This is a genomic window from Aquaspirillum sp. LM1 (assembly GCF_002002905.1).
GTDB lineage: Bacteria > Pseudomonadota > Gammaproteobacteria > Burkholderiales > Aquaspirillaceae > Rivihabitans.
In genome coordinates, this window is the sequence record NZ_CP019509.1 from 3340256 (window position 1) to 3360175 (window position 19920).

Annotated in this window: 19 protein-coding genes; 4 read left to right on the plus strand and 15 right to left on the minus strand. The window is 62.6% G+C overall.

The genetic code is table 11. The features are described from left to right. Positions 1-116: 116 nt before the first annotated feature. The 7 genes from BXU06_RS14350 to BXU06_RS14380 all read right to left on the minus strand — a co-directional run bounded on the left by BXU06_RS14350 (position 117) and on the right by BXU06_RS14380 (position 7621). Positions 117-1208, minus strand: coding sequence for a chemotaxis response regulator protein-glutamate methylesterase (locus BXU06_RS14350; protein ID WP_077301089.1), 1092 nt, complete (start codon positions 1206-1208; stop codon positions 117-119). Next, the gene (locus tag BXU06_RS14355) at positions 1205-1723 is read right to left on the minus strand and encodes a chemotaxis protein CheD (protein ID WP_216352488.1); all 519 of its coding nucleotides are present in this window, start codon (positions 1721-1723) and stop codon (positions 1205-1207) included. Before BXU06_RS14355 ends, BXU06_RS14350 begins: the two co-directional genes overlap by 4 nt. A 1-nt stretch (position 1724) precedes the next feature. Continuing rightward, entirely contained in the window at positions 1725-2540 is an 816-nt protein-coding gene (locus BXU06_RS14360) for a protein-glutamate O-methyltransferase CheR (RefSeq protein ID WP_077301090.1), read from the minus strand. 221 nt (positions 2541-2761) lie between these two features. After that, positions 2762-3295 carry a chemotaxis protein CheW gene (locus tag BXU06_RS14365; protein ID WP_077301091.1) on the minus strand — a complete coding sequence of 178 codons (534 nt, stop codon included), beginning with the start codon at positions 3293-3295 and terminating at the stop codon, positions 2762-2764. 19 nt (positions 3296-3314) lie between these two features. Continuing rightward, a complete protein-coding gene (locus BXU06_RS14370) occupies positions 3315-4970 on the minus strand; it encodes a methyl-accepting chemotaxis protein (protein WP_077301092.1) in 1656 nt (551 codons plus the stop codon). Between the two features lie 29 nt (positions 4971-4999). After that, positions 5000-7303: a chemotaxis protein CheA gene (locus BXU06_RS14375; RefSeq protein ID WP_077301093.1), complete on the minus strand. Its 2304-nt coding sequence runs from the start codon at positions 7301-7303 to the stop codon at positions 5000-5002. Positions 7304-7306: 3 nt separating this feature from the next. Next, positions 7307-7621: a lipid asymmetry maintenance protein MlaB gene (locus BXU06_RS14380; RefSeq protein ID WP_171982232.1), complete on the minus strand. Its 315-nt coding sequence runs from the start codon at positions 7619-7621 to the stop codon at positions 7307-7309. Between the two features lie 519 nt (positions 7622-8140). Between BXU06_RS14380 and BXU06_RS14385 the strand changes: the two genes are divergently transcribed. Beyond that, positions 8141-8554: a helix-turn-helix domain-containing protein gene (locus tag BXU06_RS14385; RefSeq protein ID WP_077301095.1), complete on the plus strand. Its 414-nt coding sequence runs from the start codon at positions 8141-8143 to the stop codon at positions 8552-8554. Positions 8555-8783: 229 nt separating this feature from the next. On the opposite strand, the gene BXU06_RS14390 is transcribed toward BXU06_RS14385, so the two are convergent. The 4 genes from BXU06_RS14390 to BXU06_RS14405 all read right to left on the minus strand — a co-directional run bounded on the left by BXU06_RS14390 (position 8784) and on the right by BXU06_RS14405 (position 13077). Next, entirely contained in the window at positions 8784-10082 is a 1299-nt protein-coding gene (locus BXU06_RS14390; RefSeq protein ID WP_077301096.1) for a methyl-accepting chemotaxis protein, read from the minus strand. 9 nt (positions 10083-10091) lie between these two features. Continuing rightward, positions 10092-10460: a response regulator gene (locus tag BXU06_RS14395; protein ID WP_077301097.1), complete on the minus strand. Its 369-nt coding sequence runs from the start codon at positions 10458-10460 to the stop codon at positions 10092-10094. 486 nt (positions 10461-10946) lie between these two features. Continuing rightward, positions 10947-11798, minus strand: coding sequence for a HAMP domain-containing sensor histidine kinase (locus BXU06_RS14400; RefSeq protein WP_171982233.1), 852 nt, complete (start codon positions 11796-11798; stop codon positions 10947-10949). Positions 11799-11832: 34 nt separating this feature from the next. After that, positions 11833-13077: an RNA-guided endonuclease TnpB family protein gene (locus BXU06_RS14405; protein WP_077301100.1), complete on the minus strand. Its 1245-nt coding sequence runs from the start codon at positions 13075-13077 to the stop codon at positions 11833-11835. 55 nt (positions 13078-13132) lie between these two features. Here BXU06_RS14405 and BXU06_RS14410 point away from each other — a divergent pair, with 55 nt between their 5' ends. The 3 genes from BXU06_RS14410 to BXU06_RS14420 all read left to right on the plus strand — a co-directional run bounded on the left by BXU06_RS14410 (position 13133) and on the right by BXU06_RS14420 (position 14684). Then, entirely contained in the window at positions 13133-13438 is a 306-nt protein-coding gene (locus BXU06_RS14410; RefSeq protein WP_077301103.1) for a hypothetical protein, read from the plus strand. Positions 13439-13612: 174 nt separating this feature from the next. Next, complete coding sequence (locus BXU06_RS14415; protein ID WP_150125222.1) at positions 13613-14155, plus strand: chromate transporter; 543 nt, start codon at positions 13613-13615, stop codon at positions 14153-14155. A gap of 1 nt (position 14156) precedes the next feature. Then, on the plus strand, positions 14157-14684 hold the full coding sequence (locus BXU06_RS14420) for a chromate transporter (RefSeq protein WP_077301109.1): 528 nt from the start codon (positions 14157-14159) through the stop codon (positions 14682-14684). Between the two features lie 372 nt (positions 14685-15056). Here BXU06_RS14420 and BXU06_RS14425 read toward each other — a convergent pair whose 3' ends face one another. The 4 genes from BXU06_RS14425 to BXU06_RS14440 all read right to left on the minus strand — a co-directional run bounded on the left by BXU06_RS14425 (position 15057) and on the right by BXU06_RS14440 (position 19900). Then, positions 15057-16361, minus strand: a complete 1305-nt coding sequence (locus tag BXU06_RS14425) for an RNA-guided endonuclease TnpB family protein (protein ID WP_077302933.1) — start codon at positions 16359-16361, stop codon at positions 15057-15059. A gap of 236 nt (positions 16362-16597) precedes the next feature. Continuing rightward, a complete protein-coding gene (locus BXU06_RS14430; RefSeq protein WP_077301112.1) occupies positions 16598-17689 on the minus strand; it encodes an aminotransferase class I/II-fold pyridoxal phosphate-dependent enzyme in 1092 nt (363 codons plus the stop codon). A 176-nt stretch (positions 17690-17865) separates the two neighbouring features. After that, positions 17866-19158, minus strand: coding sequence for a histidinol dehydrogenase (hisD, locus tag BXU06_RS14435; protein ID WP_077302935.1), 1293 nt, complete (start codon positions 19156-19158; stop codon positions 17866-17868). A gap of 124 nt (positions 19159-19282) precedes the next feature. Then, positions 19283-19900 carry a LysE family translocator gene (locus tag BXU06_RS14440; RefSeq protein WP_077301115.1) on the minus strand — a complete coding sequence of 206 codons (618 nt, stop codon included), beginning with the start codon at positions 19898-19900 and terminating at the stop codon, positions 19283-19285. Positions 19901-19920 lie beyond the last annotated feature (20 nt).

Below are 19920 nucleotides of genomic sequence, written 5' to 3' on the forward strand. Positions count from 1 at the left end.
ACGGGCAGAATCTAAACAATGGATTGTAGCGGTTTTACCGCACTTAGCGGGATACGCCCCGAGCCATCGCCATCTAAGCGACCATCACAGGTCAGCAGCACGACACCCCTGCCGCCTCAGCTCCGGCTAAACCGCCCAATCCCCTCGGCCATGCGCGCCAGCGGCAGCACTTCTGCTGCGCCGCCCAGGCGGATGGCTTCCTTGGGCATGCCAAACACCACACAGGAGGATTCGTCTTCGGCCAGGGTGTGTGCGCCGGCGTCGCGCATTTCCTTCAGGCCACGGGCACCGTCGTCGCCCATGCCGGTCATGATGATGCCCAGGGCATTGCCGCCGGCGCACTTGGCCACCGAGCGGAACAGCACGTCCACCGACGGTTTGTGCCGATTGACCAGCGGGCCATCGACCACGTCCACCACGTATTGCGCGCCATTGCGCTTGACCATCATATGCCGGCCACCCGGCGCAATCAGCGCCAGGCCGGGCAGCACCCGGTCGCCGCTGCGCGCTTCGCGCACTTCGATCTGGCACAGGCCGTTCAGCCGCTGGGCAAACATGGCGGTAAATTTTTCGGGCATATGCTGCACCACCACCAGGCCGGGGCAGTCGGTGGGCAGGGCGGTCAGCACGGCTTCCAGCGCCTGGGTGCCGCCAGTCGAGGTACCAATCGCCACCAGCCGGTCGGTGGTGCGCCCCAGCGAGGCCGGGCCGGCGGGCAGGATCACGTCTGCCGACAGGCTGGGCGTGGGCTGCAGTATCGGGTTGGCCGGGCGGGGCCGGCTGCTGACACCGCCGCTGCTGGGGCGGGATTTGGCAGCGGCCTTGACCGCCTGGATGATGTCGTTGGCGGCGTTGTCCAGAAAAGCTTTCAGGCCAATTTTCGGCTTGGTGATCAGGCTGACTGCACCGGCAGCCAGCGCGTCAAGCGCCACTTGCGCGCCCTGTTCGGCCAGCGAGGAACAGATCACCACCGGGGTGGGCCGTTCGGCCATGATCCGGCGCAAGAAGGTCAGGCCGTCCATGCGTGGCATTTCCAGATCGAGCACAATCACGTCGGGCCAGTTGGCTTTCATTTTTTCCAGGGCAAACAGCGGGTCGAGCGCCGACCCGATCACCTCGATGCCGGGGTCGCGCGACAGGGTTTGTGTCACCACCTGGCGCACCACGGCAGAATCATCCACCACCATGACTCGGATTTTGCGGCTCATGACAACGGGTCTCCCAGGGAAGCATAACGGTCAGGGCGGGCCAGCCACACATCGCCGCTCCACAGTTCAAATACCAGCTTGCGGTGCGCGTTGCCGCCCACATGTTCGGCAATCAGCGCCATGCCGGCCTGGGCCAGCAGGTCGCGGCCAATTTCGATATTGCGCCGACCAATGTCCATCACCCCGCCCATGGCGTTTTCAAACATATTGCCGCCGCCAAACAGCTTGGCCTGATATTCGGCAGGGCGTGAGCCGGTTTCGCGGATGCGCGCCAGCAGCCATTCCATGGCTTCGTCGCCATAGCGGCCACACAGCGGCCCGTTCGGGCGCTGGCGATTGGGCAGCATGTAATGGCACATGCCACCCACTGCCAGCCGGGGATGCCAGACCGTGATCGACACGCACGACCCCAGCAAGGTAGCAATCCGGGTATTGCCGCCGCCAAAGTAAAACTCGCCAGGATGCAAGAACACCGTGCGGGGATCGGTCAGGCTGTCGGCCATGGGAGCAAACATGTCAATGTGCGCCAGACAGACGATAAATGGTGGGCTTGACCAGCTGCACCCGCTCGCTGACGTTCTGCAGGGTTTCGGCGTGGCCGATAAACAGGGTGCCGCCAGGCTTGAGCCGGCTCAGCACGTTGTCCACCACCCGGCGCTTGGTTTCCAGATCAAAGTAAATCATCACGTTTCGCAAGAAAATCACGTCAAACCGGCCAATATCCGGCAGCGGGGCCAATAGATTAGCGGGTAAAAAGTGGGTGCGCTGCACCAGATGCGTCATCACCCGCATCGAGCCAGCCTGGCTGCGCACGCCGCGCAGGCAGTATTTTTTCAGCAGGGCAGGCGGAATCTCAGTCGAGCGCTCAATTGGATACACCCCCAGCCGGGCCTGGGCCACCACCCGGTGGCTGATGTCGGTGCCGACAATTTCCCAGGCCGCGTCGCCAAATTTTTCTGCCAGCTCAAACGCCAGGGTATAGGCTTCCTCGCCGGTGGAGCTGGCGGCGCTCCAGGCGCGAAATGGGGTACCGGCAGGATGGTGCGGCAGCACTTGCTCGCGCAGAAACACAAAATGCTGCGGCTCGCGAAAGAAATGGGTTTCGTTGGTGGTCAGCAGATCAATCATCCGCTGCAGCTCCACCTCGCCGCCCGCGCGGGACACCCGGTCAAAATACTCACCAAACGAGTCGATTTCCAGCTCACGCAGGCGTCGTCCCAGCCGGCCAATCAGCAGCGGTTGCTTGTTATCGGCCAGATGAATGCCGCTCTGCTGATACAGCAGGCGACGAAAACGCTCAAAATCGGCAGTCGAAATCGTGTCCAGCGCCATACGGCGGCTCCCTCCCGACGGGGTCCAGTGCCTTGACCAACCACATTGGCCAGGGGAAACGAACAGTGTGCCTGATTTTAGGACAAATGGGAAATGGCATGCGCAGGAAACCCGGCCTGTCCGGGCAAAACCAACGGCCCGCCAGGCACAAGGCCGGCGGGCCGTTAGGGAAAGGTCACACACGCAGCGTGCCGGTCAGACGGCGTGCTGGGGGCCACGCCTCACAAGGTGCTGACGCTGGTGGTGTCGATATTGTCGTGTTCGCCCAGCGAGGCCAGGGTGGCAATTTCATCCACCGACAGCACCCGCTCGATATCCAGCAGGATGACAAAATGGCCGTCCACCTTGCCCATGCCCACAATGAAATCGGCGCGAATCCGCGCGCCAAACGCCGGCGGCGGCTCGATTTCGCTGCTGGGGATGTCCAGCACCGCCGACACGCTGTCCACCAGCACGCCCAGCGTCTGGCAGCTGTCTTCGTGACGGATTTCCAGAATGATGATGCAGGTGCGCCGCGATGGAATGGTCGGCGTGTTGCCAAAGCGGGCGGCCAGATCAATCACCGGTACCACCGCACCGCGCAGGTTGATTACCCCGCAGATAAACGCCGGCACCATTGGGATTTCGGTGACCGAACCGTACTCAATAATTTCCTTGACCGTCAGAATGCCCACGCCAAACATCTCGCCGGACAGGCTGAAGGTGAGGAACTGCTGCGAACCAGCCAGGTTCGCTGTGGTGTCATGTTGTCCCATACCCAATCCTTCTGCCCTGTCAGAAACGCTCAAAATCCTGCTCATTGACCGGACCGCTCGCCAGGGGCAGCGTTGGCGGGGCGGCAGCGTGATGCGCATGCCCCTTGTTCCCAAGCGGCTTGCCGGTCGATGCCGCTTTGCTGGCCGGTCGGCTGACCTTGCGACCACCGTCATCTTGCCCCAAATGGAAGAAGGTCATCAACTCCTGCAATTGCTCGGCCTGGCTGCCCAGCTCTTCGGCAGTGGCCGCCAGCTGTTCGGAAGCCGAAGCGTTTTGCTGGGTGGCCTGATTGAGCTGACCCATGGCGCTGTTGATTTGCGACACGCCGGACGACTGCTCGGACGACGCGGCGGCGATTTCCTGCACCAGATCGGAAGTCTTGCGAATCGACGGCACCATTTCGTCCAGCAGGTTACCCGCACGCTCGGCCAGCTTGACGCTGGAACCGGCCAGTTGGCTGATTTCCTGCGCAGCCACCTGGCTGCGTTCGGCCAGCTTGCGCACTTCGGCGGCCACCACGGCAAAGCCCTTGCCGTGCTCGCCAGCGCGGGCGGCTTCGATGGCGGCGTTCAGCGCCAGCAGATTGGTCTGGTAAGCGATGTCGTCGATGATGCCAATCCGGGTGGCAATGTCCTGCATGGCGCTGGAGGTGCGCCGCACCGCATCACCGCCTTCCGCCGCCTCTTGCGACGCCTTGGAGGCCATGCCGTCGGTGACTCTGGCATTTTCGGTGTTCTGGGCAATCGATGCGGTAATCTGCTCGATGCTGGCCGTGGTTTCTTCTACGCTGGCAGCCTGCTCGCTGGACGCCTGCGACAGCGACTGCGCGGTGGCCGACACCTGAGTGGAGGCATTGGTCAGCGCGTTGGCCGAAGAACGCACCTCACCAATAATCTGCGTCAGCTTGGCCACCATATTGCGCATGGCGTCGAGCAACTGGCCGGTTTCATCGCGCGACACGCTGTTGATGCGTACATCCAGCTGGCCATCGGCCAGTTGGCCGGCGATGGCTACCGCTTCTTTCAGCGGGCGGGTAATCGAGCGGGTCATCATCACCCCGGTCAGCAGGGCAAACAGCAGCGCCAGGCCAGAGGCACCGGCCACCACTATCAGCGTCTGGTTAACCCGCTCCTGGGTGGCCAGGCCAATATGGTTGACCTGCTCGCCTTCATACTGCACCAGCTCGTTGACCGCGCCAATGTAGTTGCGGAACAGCGGACGATAGTCGGTGTACATCAGGTGCAATGCCTGCTTGTGGTCACCGGCCTTGACCAGACGATTGAGGTTGGCAACCCCGGCAAAGTACACCGCCCGGTGTTCTTCAATTGCTTTGGTAATCTGCCGCTCGCGGTCGGTGTTGGCCAGCGCAATCAGCTTGCGCGAGCCTTCTTCGATGCGCGTTTTGGCTTCCATCACTTTTTGCAGCTCGCTGTCCATGCCCTGGCTATCGCCAATCAGCATGGCGTTACGAATGGCAATGCCCGCCGCGTTGACATCGGCAATCATCTGGTTGGCCATCGCCACCTTGGGCGTATGGTCGTTGATGATGTCTTCAACATCTTCATTGATGGTGGTCAGCCGGGCCAGGGCAGTCAGCCCCACGGCCAGCATCATGACGATCAGGACGGCAAAACCGATGGCCAACCTTACGCCGATTTTCAAGTTGGAAAACACGTTATGTCCCCTTTAATTCCTACTTCAGATTACGGCTGTTTATGGGTGCGGGGGGCCGGCTCAAAGCTTCGGGCTTCACGCCGGCTGGCTCGGCGTGCCAGCAGCGGAACATCCAGAATCAGCCCCACATCGCCACTACCCAGGATGGTGGAGCCGCCAATGCCGCGCAAATTGCGGAACAGCGGACCAAGTGGTTTGATCACCGTCTGGAACTCCCCGTGCAGACGGTCAACCACCAGGCCCACCTTGTGCCCGGCATACTGCACCACCACCACACTTTGCCGTGTCGAAGGCTCGCCATCCAGTTCAAATTCCTCGCGCAAGCGCAGGAATGGCAGCACCTCGCCACGCAAATTCAGATACTCCCGCTCGCTGACTGTGGGCAGTTCGATGCACTCCACCACGGTGTCCAGCGGGACAATAAAGAAATTGTTGCCGACAGCGGTCAAAAAACCGTCAATGATTGCCAGCGTCAGCGGCAGGCGGATGATGAAGCGCGAGCCCTTGCCTGGCTGGCTTTTGATTTCCACCGTGCCGCGCAGCGACTGAATATTGCGCGCCACCACGTCCAGCCCCACGCCGCGCCCGGACAGATTGCTCACCCGGTCGGCGGTAGAAAATCCAGGACGGAAAATCAGCGCGGCAATTTCATCTTCGCTCAGCGCCTGATTGGCCGGCACCAGCCCCTGCGCCACAGCCTTGGCCAGAATCTTGTCGTAGGGCAGGCCGCCACCGTCGTCGATCACCTCGATCACCACGCTGCTGGAGTCGTGGTAAGCGTTCAGCTCAATCCGCCCGCGCGCCGACTTGCCGGCGGCCAGACGTTTTTCCTGCGACTCGATGCCATGGTCCATCGCGTTGCGCACCAGGTGCATCAGTGGGTCGCCCACTTTTTCAATCAGGGATTTGTCCAGTTCGGTGTCGCCGCCGCGAATCACCAGGCCGATATCCTTGTTCAGCTCATGGCTGACATCGCGCACCACCCGGTTGAAGCGGTTAAAGGTTTCGCCAATCTGCACCATGCGCAGCTGCAGCGCGCTGTCGCGAATGTCTTCCACCAGCCGGGACAGCAGCGATGTGGCTTCCACCAGCGCATTGGCCCCGGCCTGACGGGCCAGTTCCGTAGCGCTGGCACCGGCAATCACCAGCTCACCCACCAGATCGATCAGTCGGTCCAGCTTGTCGGCCTGCACCCGCAGCATGCGCGCTTCAGCGGCGCTGGGGCGGGCGGCTTTGGCCGGTTTGGCCGGCGGATGGTCGCCAGCCTGCGCCGGATGCGGCTGCGCCTCATGCAGCGCCATGGCCTGCGGCTCTACGGCCAGATGGCCATCAACCGGGTCCTGTTCAAGCTCGGCGACGGGTTCATCCTGAATCAGCGCACTTTGCTTGTTGATGGCCGCCGCCACCACTTCCGGGCGCACGCTCTTGTGTTCAATCAGAATCTCGCCAATGGGCGGGCTGGCGTCGGCATATGCCTTGGCCAGCTGCTGGCTGTCCAGGCCAATCGCCAGCTCCGATTCGGTCAGCGCGCCGCTGCGCACCAGCATCTCGCCCAGCAGCAGCGGATCGCCGGGCAGGGCGTTGATCAGGGCAATATAGTCTTCCGAGCGGCTTTGCGGCGGCAGGATATGCAGTTCACACTCGTCGCGGACAAAATCGAACACCGCTTCGATTTCGGCCTTGCCTACGCTGGTTTCCAGACGGATTTCAAAGCCCAGATAGCAGGCTTCCGGGTCCATCATGTTGGCGGATGGCATGCTGTCGGCCAGCATTTGCAGGTCGCGGATCTCTCCCAGCGAGGCCAGATAGCGCAAAAAGGCAATCGGGTCCATGCCGTTGCGCAACACATTTTCGCCAAAGCGCACCGAAACATGCCAGATATCTGCCGACCCACCGCCCGCTGGTGCGGCGTCGGCCAGCACCACGGCGGTGTCTGGCGCAGCTGGCGCATCAATGGCCTGCTCCAGCCGGTGGCGCAATGCCTCATCGTCGGCTTGCAGATCGGCGTCCAGCACGGTTTCGCCCCGCTCCAGCAGCCCCAGCAGCTGGCCAATATGGTCAGCGCAGTCCAGCAGCAGGCTGATGCGCGCCTCGGTAGGATTCAGCCGACCGTCGCGCAGTTGATCCAGCAGGTTTTCCACCTTGTGGGTAAACCCCTCGAGAAACGCGCACTCAACGACCCCCGCGCCCCCTTTAATGGTGTGCGCGGCGCGGAAAATGGCGTTGATGTCACTGGCGTCTTCCGGGTCGGCTTCCAGCGCCAGCAGGCCGGCTTCCATCTCGGCCAATTGCTCCCGGCTTTCCTGGACAAATACGCCGGTCAGTTCATCCATAGTTTATGCAGCCTCCACAGCAGGCTCCGCCACAACCGGTGCGGCAAAATCGCCGGTCAGACGACAAAAGGCCAGCAAGTCGGCCACAGCCGGGCTGACTGCCACAATATTCAATGCCCGACCTGCGGCGCGCGCCTCCCGGCGCAACAGCCACAGCAGTTGCAGACCGGCAGTGTCGATTTCGGCCACCTGGGACAAATCCAGGCGCAATTCACCTTCAGAGTGGTTGAATGCCTCCAGCCAGCGTTGCTTGATGGCCTGGGCGTGGTAAATGGTCAGATCGTGGTCGGCATACAGCATGGGGGCAAGCGAGGTCATGTCCGGCATCCTGTTCAGGGTTGCGAGGTGGGCAGGCCAGGCTGGCCGGCCCACTTCGGAAAAATTACGGGTATTGCATGGGTTTGGCAGAGTATGCCTTAAAAATTTGTCATTCTGGTGGCCTGTTGCTGCGACGTTGTCACCACCACGCCCGGGCTCAGCCATCCTCCATCAGCCAGATGGTTCAAACAGGGTTTGCTCCAAAGCAAGCAGGGTGCGCCTGCTTCAGCCAGCACGGGCCGTTTGCGCCGCAGGCAACCCGGTCGATGAACCTATTTTCAGCAAGCCAGACCATCCCACATTCTCTCCCGGTTGCGCAACCCTGAATCCAGCTCAGGCTGGCCTGGATCAAGTTTTTGCCCGTTCAGCAGCAGAGTTTAAACGCGATAAGGGCAGCGATGGATTGCCAGAAATGCCCATATTCAATATATAAGGCGTTTCGATAGTATGCGACTATGCCAAGCCGTATAGTTAAAGCCTATTCCTATAATTGCCCTGACATTTTGTACACTGTGGCCCATGATAGGTCATCGCATCCGGGAAGCCCGAAAACTCCGCGGCTATAATCAACAATGGCTAGCCGAGCAGGTCGGTGTTTCCCAACCCTCCGTCAGCGACTGGGAATCCGGTCGCAATGATCCCACCATGGACAATCTGGCCATGGCTGCGCGCGTGCTCGACGTTCATATTGAATGGTTGGCCACGGGCCGTGGCCAGCGTGATTATATCGAAACCGCGCCCCTGGCCACGCTCTGCCAGGATCCGCCAGAAGCCTATGTTTATACACAGAAAACCTTGATTCCACCGCCCAGCCGCCAGGAAACCCTGGAAGTATCGCGTCTGTTCCGCCGCCTGCATCCCACCCAGCGCGATTTACTGCTGGGGGTATTGCGCAGCCTGCTGGATGGCGTGTCTGAGTCAAAAGGCATTTAGCTGCCGGCCACCCGGCGCTGAATGCCAGCAAAATACCCCGCGCCCCAATTGCATCATGGCCTTGGCCCAGTAATATTCCAGCAGCACACCCAGCCAGAATGCGGCATATGCCACATTCGGAACACCCATTCTTTTTGCATGTTTATCCGGCAACCCCGACAAAAAATGGCTGAACGATTCACTCAGTATCGTTCAGCCATCGGCGATCGGCCAGCAGGACTCAGTGCCTTCAGAACAACTCTACCTTGGGTCCTTCACTGCCCGCCCCCGCGCGGGCAGTGCCGCCACCGCTCAGGGTGCGCAGATGGGTGTCGCGCTGTTGCGACATCACATACTGGTCAAACATGGCGCTCAGATGCTCGGACAACGGGGTGAAATCCATCTGTGGGTTTTCAAAGGCACGCAGCCGCTCCGCCAGCATGATGGCGTGGCTGTCCAGCCGGCGCAGGGCGGCACCCACATGCTCCAGCTGCTGGCGGGTAACGTCCTGAAACTGCACGCTGGCCAGGGTGTCCATGAACATGGACGACAGTTCGGTGCTGCATTCCTGCACGGTGGCCAGCACATTCTTGACGTTTTCCGTGGCTTCTTCGTAGCTGCGCGACAATTCGGCCATCTGTTCGGAAAACACCTTGAGAATCGCCCGTTCCTTGTCCACCTGCTGGGTGGACAGCGCGTCGCTGAACTGCTCTTCGATGGTGGTGGCCACGGCCTGAATACCCTGGTTGATCCGGGTCACCGCCTTGTCACTTTCCTGCGACAGCTTGCGCACTTCGTCGGCCACCACGGCAAAACCGCGCCCGGCTTCGCCAGCGCGGGCCGCTTCAATGGCGGCATTCAGCGCCAGCAGATTGGTCTGGGCGGCAATATCGCGGATCAGCTGCACCAGCGACTCCAGCGCCCGTGCCTCGGCCACCACCTGGCTGACCCGCTGCTGGTCGGTTTCGGCGGCGGCAATCCGGCGCTGGATGTATTCGGTCATCTTGCCGATCATCGCCCGGTTTTGCGCAATGCTGGCTTCCGAATCCTCGATGCGCTGCAGCGATTCGCTGGTGGTGCGGGTGACAAAATTGTCCAGCCGGCCCACCACCTGGTCGATGGTCTGCAGACGCTGGGTCATGTCGAAGGCAGCCGATTCGGTCTGGTCCACCACGCCGTCCAGCTGATTGCGCACCACGTCATCGAAGGTTTTCACCGCCAGCAATTCGCCAGCCACTTCGTCGGCCACCAGGCGCATTTTTTCCCGTTCTTCGCGCATGCGGGTCTGCATGTGGGCCACGCCAAACATTTCGTCGTTAAACAACGTGCGTGACACCACCAGTTGGCCCACCAGCGCGGCCATCATGGCCAGCAGGGTGCCCAGGGCATCGCCCAGCGCTACGCTGACACCCAAAGTGGGCAGCAGGCTGGCGTGGTACCAGCCATGAGCAAGAAAAACAAACCAGCAGGTCACCACGGACACACCCAGCGTCACCAGGATGGAACGCAACATGATCTGGCGCGGCTTGCGCGGGGAAGATGGCGACATGGACAGGCCTCAGCGGAGCACGAGTTTGATGGTATTGAGCAGGGATTCCGCCGTGGCCGGCTTGACCAGCCAGCCCGACGCCCCGGCGGCCTTGGCTTCGGCTCGCTTGGTTTGCTGGGATTCGGTGGTCAGGAACAAAATGGGCATGAAGCGGTAATTGGGCAGCTTGCGCACTTCCTTGATCAGCTCGATGCCATTCATGCCCGGCATGTTCAGATCGGTAATCAGCAAGTCCACCTTGACCCCGGACTGAAATTTGCGCAACGCTTCTTCGGCATTGGCGGCCTTTTCAGTTTCAAATCCGGCCTTGGTCAGAATATTGGAAATACTCAACAGAATAGTGGCGGAATCATCCACCAGAAAAATACGTTTACTCATGGTAGGGTAACTCTTTCTTCAGGTCATGGAGACGGCAACACGCAACACCAGCAGACCGGATTTCCCGGATATTGTTCGGTTGTTGCCACATGGCTCGCTCTTTAGCTTTCACCTCGCCATTACCCTGGGCCGTTACCCTGACGGCTGCCCTGGACAAAAGACGAAGTGCATTCAAGCGCCAAAACAAACGAGCATTCTACGGTGCCATCCCGATGCACAGTTGATGCCAGTCAAAATTTTGCATGAACACTGCGCGACTTAAGCACTGATTTGACCGCTTGGCAACCGTAAAACTACGGATTCCCCTACGGCAGTGCCATCGAAAAATCGGAAAACAGGGGAAACGTCTTTCAGAATAGCCCGACCTGCCAGAAAATCCAGCGTCATCCCATGCTCGGAGGCACGCGCATGATGGCATGGCACGCGGCTCAGGAGAAGGGGTTTACTCGTGCATCAGCCCTGTCTCCAGGCCGATTTGCGGCGCATTCAGGCACAATCCGGCCTGGCTGCCGGCAGAAAAACCGTCACCCGCAAACCCGCGCCCTGATGGCCGTGACTGAGCTGAATCTGTCCATGCAAGGCCTGCACGCACTCGGCCACAATCGCCAGACCCAGGCCGCAGCCGGTTTCCTGGCTCTGGCCCAGCACCCGGTAAAACCGCTCGAATACCCGCTCGCGCTCGCTGACGGCAATGCCAGGGCCGTTGTCTTCCACGCTGAGTAGCCAGCCACCTTCGGCGCAGGTCACCCCCAGGGTGATCTGCCCGCCGGGCTGGGTGTAACGAATGGCATTGTCGGTCAGATTCACCAGTAATTCATGCACACACAGCGCCTGGCCAACAATCCACGCCGATGCCACCTCGGCGTCCAGCGCCAGATCCTGCTGGCGCGCGCGCGCCAGCGGTGCCATTTCCAGCGCCAGCTCACGCACCATCGCCACCAGCTCCAGCCGCTCGCCAGGCAGATGGCTGTGATCTGGTTCCAGCCGTGACAGAGACAGCAGTTGATTGGCCAGGCGGATGGTCTGGCCGGTATGGGCATGCAGTGCGGTCACCACCTCGCGCAGCGCCACCGGGTCGGTCTGTCGCAGGGCAAATTCAGCCTGGGTGTTCAGCAAGGTGAGTGGGGTGCGCAGCTGGTGCGAGGCGTCGGCAATAAAGCGTTGCTGCAGCCCACGCTGGGCAGACAGACGATGCATGTACTGGTTGAGCGCCGCCACCAGCGGCGACAGTTCGCTGGGCACGGTGTGTTCTGGCAGCGGCGTCAGCGAGGTGGCGTCACGCTGCAAGATGGCGTCGCGCAGACGCAAGACCGGGCGCATGCCGCGAGCTAAGCGCATCCCACAGGATGCTATGGTTGACATCCTCCCCCGCCTAAAGTCGGGGGATTCCTACGGCGCTCATCCCGGCATCTAGCCGGCATAAGTCGCTTCGGCGGGTTCCTGCTGCTGGCGGCATGACTGCACCGCTCACTTCACAGGCTAACCGGGCGTGTCCCGCCCTTAGCACATTGATCGCGCCGACCAGATCGGCGTTTTCCTTAAAACCGCATTCAACACACTGGAACCGGGCTTGCGTCTGGCGGTTGTCCGCCGACACATGGCCGCAGCACGGACACGTCCGGCTGGTGTTCTGCGCCGGCACGGCGATGAGATGTCCACCGTTCCACGCCAGCTTGTAGTCCAGTTGCCGCCTGAACTCGGCCCATCCCTGATCCAGAATGGCCTTGTTCAGCCCGGATTTTGCCCGAACGTTCTTGCCCGGTGTTTCGGTTGTACCTGCCGCCGACCTGGACATATTCCGCACCTGCAAGTCCTCGATACACACCATCGCGTGGTTTTGGCTGATCGTGGTCGTGGCTTTGTGCAGGAAGTCGCGGCGGGCGTTGCCGATGCGGGAATGGATGCGCTGGACGCGGGTTTTCGCCTTCTTCCAGTTGTGGCTGAACTTGGTCTTGCGGCTCATGGCCTGTTGCGCTTTGCGCAGCGCCGTTTCATGCCGCCTGAAGCTGTTGAGCGGTGCGTAGAACGTGCCATCCGAGAGCGTGGCGAAGCGCACCACGCCCAGGTCGATGCCGACTGAACCGCCGTTGGGTATCGGCTGTTCGACCTCGCGTTCGGTCTGGATCGAGACGAAGCACTTGCCTGCCGACAGGCTGACGGTCACGTTTTTCACCGCACCCAATACTTCCCGGCTGTTGCGGTAGCGCAGCCAGCCGAGCTTGGGCAGGAAGATTCGGCTGTTGGCCTGGTCGAGCTTGATCTGTTTCGGGTCTGGATAGCGGAAGCTGTCGGACTGGCCCTTATTCTTGAAACGCGGGAAGTCGGCCCGCTTGGCGAAGAAGTTGGTGTAAGCACGCTCCAGATCCTTGAGCGTTTGTTGCAGCGGATGAACGGGCGCATCGGCCAGCCACGGCGTTTCAGATCCATTGCGCCACTCGGTGAGCAGCTTGCACAGCCCTGCGTAGCCAAGCTTCTTCTTGCCTTGCTCGTAGCGCTCCTTTTGCAACGCCAGCGCCTTGTTGAACACGAAGCGACACGACCCGGCGAAGCGGCGCATGTCGCGCTGCTGTTCGCCGGTCGGCATCAGTTCGTATTTGTAGGCTTGAAGGCGTTGCATACTGGTATTTTATACAGCCCACCCCCATCGCCGGCTGAATGGCCAGATCAGCGAGGTGCGCGATGGTCGCGCCAGGATCAGCGGCGAGGGTTGGTCGTTCTGGGGCAGCCTGCGTGGCGACGCCCAGCCCGGCCGCGCCGCCACGGCGATGATCCGCCTGGAGCGCGTGCGCGTGGCCGACGGCCCCGGCGACAACCACATTGCCCTGCCGCTGGTGACATCAATGTTCCTTGGCGACCGCTGGGAATACCTGTTCCACCCCGGCCACACCCGGCTGCGCGCCTACGGCGAACGGGCGCTGGGGGCGGGCGAGCACTGGCTGGCGCTGCCAGAACAGGATGTATGGATTTTTCCGGGCTGATACTAACGATAGCTGGCGGGCACCAGGATCCCCTCCTGGTACCCGCCAGCCTCTGCATCCCCAGCCTTGTGGCGGGCCGGCTTGATCCCGGCGTTGGCCCGCCATTTTTTTCACTTCCCCGAATCGGGCATGCGATGATTCCGGAGATGAATGTGCCCCGTGCTGGAGAATGTGATGTCTGTCCGGAGTGTTCCGACTGTTGTGCAACTGTTTACCGGGTTTTCCACCGTCGCCCTGTCCGGGTTTGGCGGCGTACTGCCCATCACCCGCCGCACCCTGGTGGAAAAACGCGGCTGGCTGGATGAAGCCGAATTCGTTGAACTGCTCAGCCTGGGTCAGTTATTGCCTGGCCCGAATATTGTCAACCTGGCGGTGATGCTGGGCGACCGCCGCCGGGGCCTGCCCGGCGCGCTGGCAGCAGTGGCCGGCCTGTTGACCGGCCCGCTGATCGTGGTGCTCAGCCTGGCCACCCTGCACCAGCGCTATGGCCACCTGCCGGTGGTGCAGCACGCCATCAGTGGCATGGCTGCCGCTGCCTGCGGTCTGCTGGTGGCCATGGGCCTGAAAATGGCCTGGCTGCACCCGAAAAACCCACGCACCGTGGCCGTGGCGCTGCTGGCCATGGCCGCCATCGCCGGACTGGGCTGGCCCTTGCTCAAGGTGCTGCTGATTGCCGGCCCGATGGCGCTGCTCTGGGCGGCACGCGAGGAGCGCTGACATGCACGACGAAAGCCTGTGGCCAGAAATTGCCTGGCTGTGCCTGATGATTTCGCTGATGGCCATTGGCGGTGCCAACGCCATGGTGCCGGAGATTCACCGCTATGTGATCGAGCAGCGCGGCTGGATGCGCGGCGACGAATTCGCCGCGCTGTTTGCCATTGCCCAGGCCTCGCCCGGGCCGAATGTGCTGTTTATCACCCTGATTGGCTGGAAAGTGGCCGGCTGGCCGGGGGCGGTGGCATCCACGGTAGCCATGTGTGGCCCCTCGTCCACCCTGGCGCTGCTGGCGGGCCGTGCCATGGCGCGCAACCCGCAAGCGCGCTGGCGGCGGGTGATCAAATCCGGTCTGGCCCCGCTGACCATCGGCCTGATTCTGGCTGCCGGCTGGGTACTCACCCGCAACACCGTGCACAGCTGGGCCGATGCCGCGCTGTGCGCCGTGGCGGTGGCGGCCTCGCTGCACGGGCGCATCAACCCGGTGTGGCTGATTGGCCTGGGTGCGGCGGCGGGAGTGATAGGGGGCTAAAGCACAGGTAAGACACACAATTGATATTGCAATAATCCGAAGGGCATCACCCCACCGAGGACGCCCTTCTCCTGACCGGGCCATCCGCCTGGGTCAGGCAGGAATCCGGGCAGGGCGGCTACCCGCCACCCTGCCCATCCGCGTCGGGGCAATACGCTCCGACATCCTGGAGCCAGGCACAAAACACCTTTCAAGGTGTGGCGCTGGGCCGTACTGCATGCAGCTACGGCAGGCCACACACGATTGCGTTTTGTGCCGCGCTCAGTGTGTTGAAAAAGAAGGTCTCTGAAAAATGGAAATTTCAGTTCAGCAGTTTGCCGGGATTGCACATTGCTTTCCCTTGCAACGCGGCAATTTGACATCCTCCCCCGCCTAAAGTCGGGGGATTCCTACGGCGCTCATCCCGGCATCGAGTCGGCATGAGTCGCTTCGGTGGGTTCCTGCTGCTGGCGGCATGACCGCACCGCTCACTTCACAGGCGATCCGGGCTACGGTTTCCCGCCCGGCGGAAGCGTCCGCCGTGTCCTGCCCTTCGTCTCGCAATCGTTGCATCCCGCGAGACAGGATGTTGATCGCGCCGACCAGATCGGCGTTTTCCTCGAAACCGCATTCCACACACTGAAACCGTGCCTGCGTCTGGCGGTTGTCCGCCGACACATGGCCGCAGCACGGACACGTCCGGCTGGTGTTCTGCGCCGGCACGGCGATGAGATGTCCACCGTTCCACGCCAGTTTGTAGTCCAATTGGCGGCGGAACTCGGCCCATCCTTGATCGAGGATGGACTTGTTCAGGCCGGACTTGGCCCGAACATTTCTTCCCGGTGCATCTGCCGTGCCTGCTGCCGACCTGGACATGTTCCTCACCTGCAAGTCCTCGATACACACCATCGCGTGGTTTTGGCTGATCGTGGTGGAGCACTTGTGCAGGAAGTCGCGGCGGGCATTGCCGATACGGGAATGGATACGCTGGATTCTGGACTTTGCCTTCTTCCAGTTGTTGCTGAATCTGGTCTTGCGGCTCATGGCCTGCTGCGCTTTGCGCAAGCGGGCTTCGTGTCGCTTGAAGCTGTTGAGCGGGGCATGAAAGGTGCCATCCGAGAGCGTGGCAAACCGTGCAATGCCCAGGTCGATGCCGACTGCACCGCCCTGCGGGATGGGCTGCTCGACCTCGCGTTCGGTCTGGATCGACACGGACCATTTGCCGCAGGACTGGCTGACGGTCACGTTTTTCACCGCACCCAACACTTCCCGGCTGTTGCAGTAGCGCAGCCAGCCGAGCTTGGGCAGGAAGATTCGGGCATTGGCCTGGTCGAGCTTGATCTGTTTCGGGTCTGGATAACGGAAGCTGTCGGACTGGCCCTTCTTCTTGAAACGCGGGAAGTCGGCCCGCTTGGCGAAGAAGTTGGCGTAAGCGCGCTCCAGGTCCTTGAGCGTCTGTTGCAGCGGATGAACCGGCGCATCGGCCAGCCACGGCGTTTCAGATCCATTGCGCCACTCGGTGAGCAGCTTGCACAGCCCTGCGTAGCCGAGCTTCTTCTTGCCTTGCTCGTAGCGCTCCTTTTGCAAGGCCAATGCCTTGTTGAACACGAAGCGGCACGAGCCAGCAAAGCGGCGCATGTCGCGCTGCTGTTGGCCGGTCGGCATCAGTTCGTATTTGTAGGCTTGAAGGCGTTGCATACGGGTATTTTTACAGCCCACCCCCATCGACGGCAAGGACGGCTACGCCGTCCGCGCTATCCTTCCTCGCCCTGAACGGTGGGGCTTGCCGTGCACCGGGTCAATCTGTCAATGGTGAGTGACACGTCCGATACTGACACGGTCCTGGCCGACCCAAGCACCACGCAGGATACCCCCAGCCGCTACCGGGTTGATGGGCCGCGCCAGGTGATGCATCTGCGCACCACCCTGCCCGCTCAGCGACACGCCAGTGCCGCCAGCACGGCGTCGCTGAGTGCCGCCGGGTGGGCCGTGATGCGCAGCAGGTGATTGGCCGCCGGGTGCGGCGGTCGGTGCAGGGCAATCCCCTGCGCCAGCAAAGCCTGCTGGATGCGCTCGGCTTCCTGGCTGTCGGCGCAGGCCAGGCAGACAAAGTTGGTCGATGACGGAAACGGCTGCCGGCCACGCGCCAGCAAGGCGGCGCTCAGTTGTTCACGCAGCTGCAGCGTATGCTGGCACAGGGCCGGCGCGTAAGCCGGATCGGCCAGCACGGTCTGCGCGGCCGCCTGCGCCCAGCTGGACAGGGCAAACTGCGGGCGAATCTGGTCTGCCTTGGCTATCAGGCTCGCCTCGCCCAGCGCATAGCCCACTCGCAAGCCGGCCAGCGCATACGCCTTGGACAAGGTGCGCAAACGCAGTGTGCCCGGCAACACCCCAGCTGGCGGAGCCTTGGCCGGGTCGATGAACTCCACATAGGCTTCATCCAGCAGCAACAGCGTGTCCGGATTCAGCGCGGCACGCAACGCCAGAATCACCTCTGCCGGCCAGGCGTAGCCGGTTGGGTTATCCGGATTGGCCAGATACAGCACCGCCGCGCGCTCCGCGTTGGCGGTTGCCACCAGCGCCGCCCAATCCGGGCGCAGGCCCTGTGCATATGGCTGGTAAGGCACCTCCACCAGCCGCGCGCCCACCCCTTCGGCAAAATAACGAAAAGTCGGATAACTGCCCGCCGTGGTCACCACCGGATCGCCAGGATTCACGCACAGCCGCAAGGCCAGCAGAATCAGGCTGTCTGCTCCGGCGTCGATCACCACCTGCTCGGGCTGGCAGCCGGCCAGGGTGGCCAGTTGCTCGCGCAGCGCCAGTGCATACGGGTCGGGATAGAGCCGGGCCAGATCCGCCAGCGCCGGGCCAAAGGCCGCCACCAGCGGCGACGCCGGCTCGGCCAGGCCTTCGTTGGAGCCAATGCGCACCGGCACGGCATGGCCCAGCCGACGCTCCAGCTTCACAATGCCGGGAAAGGGGTTGACGATGGTGTGTTCGGCCAGATGGCGGGCGTAACGAGGCATGCAGACGACTCCTGACAGACTGCGCCCAGGCGGCGCAATGGACAAGGCGTCAGTATCGCCCAGCCCGCGAGGGCGCGCATGTCCGGAATGTGCTGAGCTTATGCAGAGGAGGGGGGATGCAGCGGCAGGCGGCCTTGCCAGGCGGTGACGCACAGCGCCCGGCAAGGCAAGACGGCTTAATCCTGCAGGCGGAATTCCGCGCTGCGTGCGTGCGCGGTCAGGCCTTCACCGTGGGCCAGGGTGCTGGCGATGCGGCCCAGCGTCTGTGCGCCAACGGCGGACACTTCAATCAGGCTGGTGCGCTTCTGGAAGTCGTATACCCCCAGCGGGCTGGCAAAGCGGGCGGTGCGGCTGGTGGGCAGCACGTGGTTGGGGCCGGCACAGTAGTCGCCCAGGCTTTCCGAGGCAAAGCGGCCCATGAAGATGGCACCGGCGTGCTTGAGCTTGGGCAGCCAGGCCGCTGGCTCGGCCACCGACAGCTCCAGATGTTCCGGGGCAATGAAGTTGGCAATCTGGCAGGCTTCATCCAGGTCAGCCACCTGAATCAGCGCACCGCGACCCGACAGCGAGGCGCGGATGATGTCCTGGCGCGGCATCTCCGGCAGCAGGCGCTCGATACTGGCACGCACACGGGCAATAAAGTCGGCATCCGGACACAGCAGGATGGCCTGGGCGATTTCGTCGTGCTCGGCCTGGCTGAACAGGTCCATGGCAATCCAGTCCGGGTCGGTCTGGCCGTCGCAAATCACCAGGATTTCCGACGGGCCGGCCACCATGTCGATGCCAACCACGCCAAACACCCGGCGCTTGGCGGCGGCCACGTAGGCGTTGCCGGGGCCGGTGATCTTGTCCACTGCCGGGATGGTTTCGGTGCCGTAGGCCAGCGCGGCCACCGCCTGGGCACCGCCGACGGTGAACACGCGATCCACGCCGGCAATGCGCGCGGCGGCCAGCACGATGTCGTTACGTTCCCCGCCCGGAGTCGGTGCCACCATAATGATTTCGCCCACGCCGGCGACCTTGGCCGGGATGGCGTTCATCAGCACCGACGACGGGTAGGACGCCTTGCCGCCGGGTACATAAATGCCGACGCGGTCCAGCGCGGTGACTTGCTGGCCCAGCCGGGTGCCGTCAGCCTCGGTATAGCTCCACGACTGCATCACCTGGCGCTCATGGTAGCTGCGCACGCGCTCGGCAGCGGCTTCCAGCGCGGCGCGGGTGGCGGCGGGCAGGCGTCGCAGCGCGGCGTCGAGTTCCGCCTGACTCAGCTCCAGCTGGCTGGCGTCGGACACGCTCAGGCGGTCGAAGCGGGCGGTATATTCCATCAGCGCGGCGTTGCCACGGGTTTGCACGTTGGCAATGATCTCGGCCACGGCATGGTCCACCGCCGGGTCCTGCGCGGTTTCAAACGCCAGCAAGTGGTGCAGCGCGGCGTCAAAGCCAGGCTGACGGGAATCAAGCAGATGCATCATGTCGGGTATCCAGCTAAAGGAATGTTAAACAAGGTCATCGCACCCGCTGCAAAAACAGGGGGGAAGGGGCAGGCTGCGCGGCGCACCAAGGCGGATGGAGGCAAGCGGGCGCGGCACCCGGTTACGACAGGCCAACCTTGACCCCCAGCGCCACCAGCACCCCGCCCAGCAGGCGGTCGATGCGGCCCTGCACCCGGCGCAGGCTGCCCAGCACGGCAGGATGCTGCACCGCCAGCACCACCAGCGGCCAGTACACCACCCCCAGCAGCAGGATGATCAGGCCGATCAGGGCTTTTTCGGCCAGGCTGGAATCAGGGCGCAGCAGCTGGGTGAACACGCTGAAGAAAAACAGCGTGGCCTTGGGGTTGAGCAGATTGCACAGCAGGCCCTCCCAGAACGCCCGCCGCAGGCTGACCGGCTGGCGTGGGTGTGCCGTCGGACCGTCGCCCAGCGCGTCGGTGCGGCTGAACAGCGCCTGCACGCCAATCCAGATCAGGTAGCCGGCCCCCGCATACTTGAGCAGGCCAAACAGCCAGGGCGTCTGGGCGATGATCAGCGCCAGACCCAGAATGCAATAGCTCATGTGCACGGCAATGCCCAGATTGATGCCCAGCGTGGTCATCAACGCCGCCTGGCGCGAATGGCGCGCGGCGTTTTTCACCACCAGCACAAAATCCGGGCCTGGGCTGACCATGGCCAGGGTGGCAATCACCGTCACGGTAAGGGCGGATTCCCACATTGGGCGTCTCCTGACGATCC

Excerpts from the sequence above, each read along its gene's own strand:
- BXU06_RS14350 (WP_077301089.1), bottom strand. The coding sequence starts at position 1,208 with ATGAGCCGCAAAATCCGAGTCATGGTGGTGGATGATTCTGCCGTGGTG.
- BXU06_RS14355 (WP_216352488.1), bottom strand. The coding sequence starts at position 1,723 with ATGTTTGCTCCCATGGCCGACAGCCTGACCGATCCCCGCACGGTGTTC.
- BXU06_RS14360 (WP_077301090.1), bottom strand. The coding sequence starts at position 2,540 with ATGGCGCTGGACACGATTTCGACTGCCGATTTTGAGCGTTTTCGTCGC.
- BXU06_RS14365 (WP_077301091.1), bottom strand. The coding sequence starts at position 3,295 with ATGGGACAACATGACACCACAGCGAACCTGGCTGGTTCGCAGCAGTTC.
- BXU06_RS14375 (WP_077301093.1), bottom strand. The coding sequence starts at position 7,303 with ATGGATGAACTGACCGGCGTATTTGTCCAGGAAAGCCGGGAGCAATTG.
- BXU06_RS14380 (WP_171982232.1), bottom strand. The coding sequence starts at position 7,621 with ATGACCTCGCTTGCCCCCATGCTGTATGCCGACCACGATCTGACCATT.
- BXU06_RS14385 (WP_077301095.1), top strand. The coding sequence starts at position 8,141 with ATGATAGGTCATCGCATCCGGGAAGCCCGAAAACTCCGCGGCTATAAT.
- BXU06_RS14390 (WP_077301096.1), bottom strand. The coding sequence starts at position 10,082 with ATGTCGCCATCTTCCCCGCGCAAGCCGCGCCAGATCATGTTGCGTTCC.
- BXU06_RS14395 (WP_077301097.1), bottom strand. The coding sequence starts at position 10,460 with ATGAGTAAACGTATTTTTCTGGTGGATGATTCCGCCACTATTCTGTTG.
- BXU06_RS14400 (WP_171982233.1), bottom strand. The coding sequence starts at position 11,798 with ATGCGCTTAGCTCGCGGCATGCGCCCGGTCTTGCGTCTGCGCGACGCC.
- BXU06_RS14405 (WP_077301100.1), bottom strand. The coding sequence starts at position 13,077 with ATGCAACGCCTTCAAGCCTACAAATACGAACTGATGCCGACCGGCGAA.
- BXU06_RS14415 (WP_150125222.1), top strand. The coding sequence starts at position 13,613 with ATGTCTGTCCGGAGTGTTCCGACTGTTGTGCAACTGTTTACCGGGTTT.
- BXU06_RS14420 (WP_077301109.1), top strand. The coding sequence starts at position 14,157 with ATGCACGACGAAAGCCTGTGGCCAGAAATTGCCTGGCTGTGCCTGATG.
- BXU06_RS14425 (WP_077302933.1), bottom strand. The coding sequence starts at position 16,361 with ATGCAACGCCTTCAAGCCTACAAATACGAACTGATGCCGACCGGCCAA.
- BXU06_RS14430 (WP_077301112.1), bottom strand. The coding sequence starts at position 17,689 with ATGCCTCGTTACGCCCGCCATCTGGCCGAACACACCATCGTCAACCCC.
- hisD (WP_077302935.1), bottom strand. The coding sequence starts at position 19,158 with ATGCATCTGCTTGATTCCCGTCAGCCTGGCTTTGACGCCGCGCTGCAC.
- BXU06_RS14440 (WP_077301115.1), bottom strand. The coding sequence starts at position 19,900 with ATGTGGGAATCCGCCCTTACCGTGACGGTGATTGCCACCCTGGCCATG.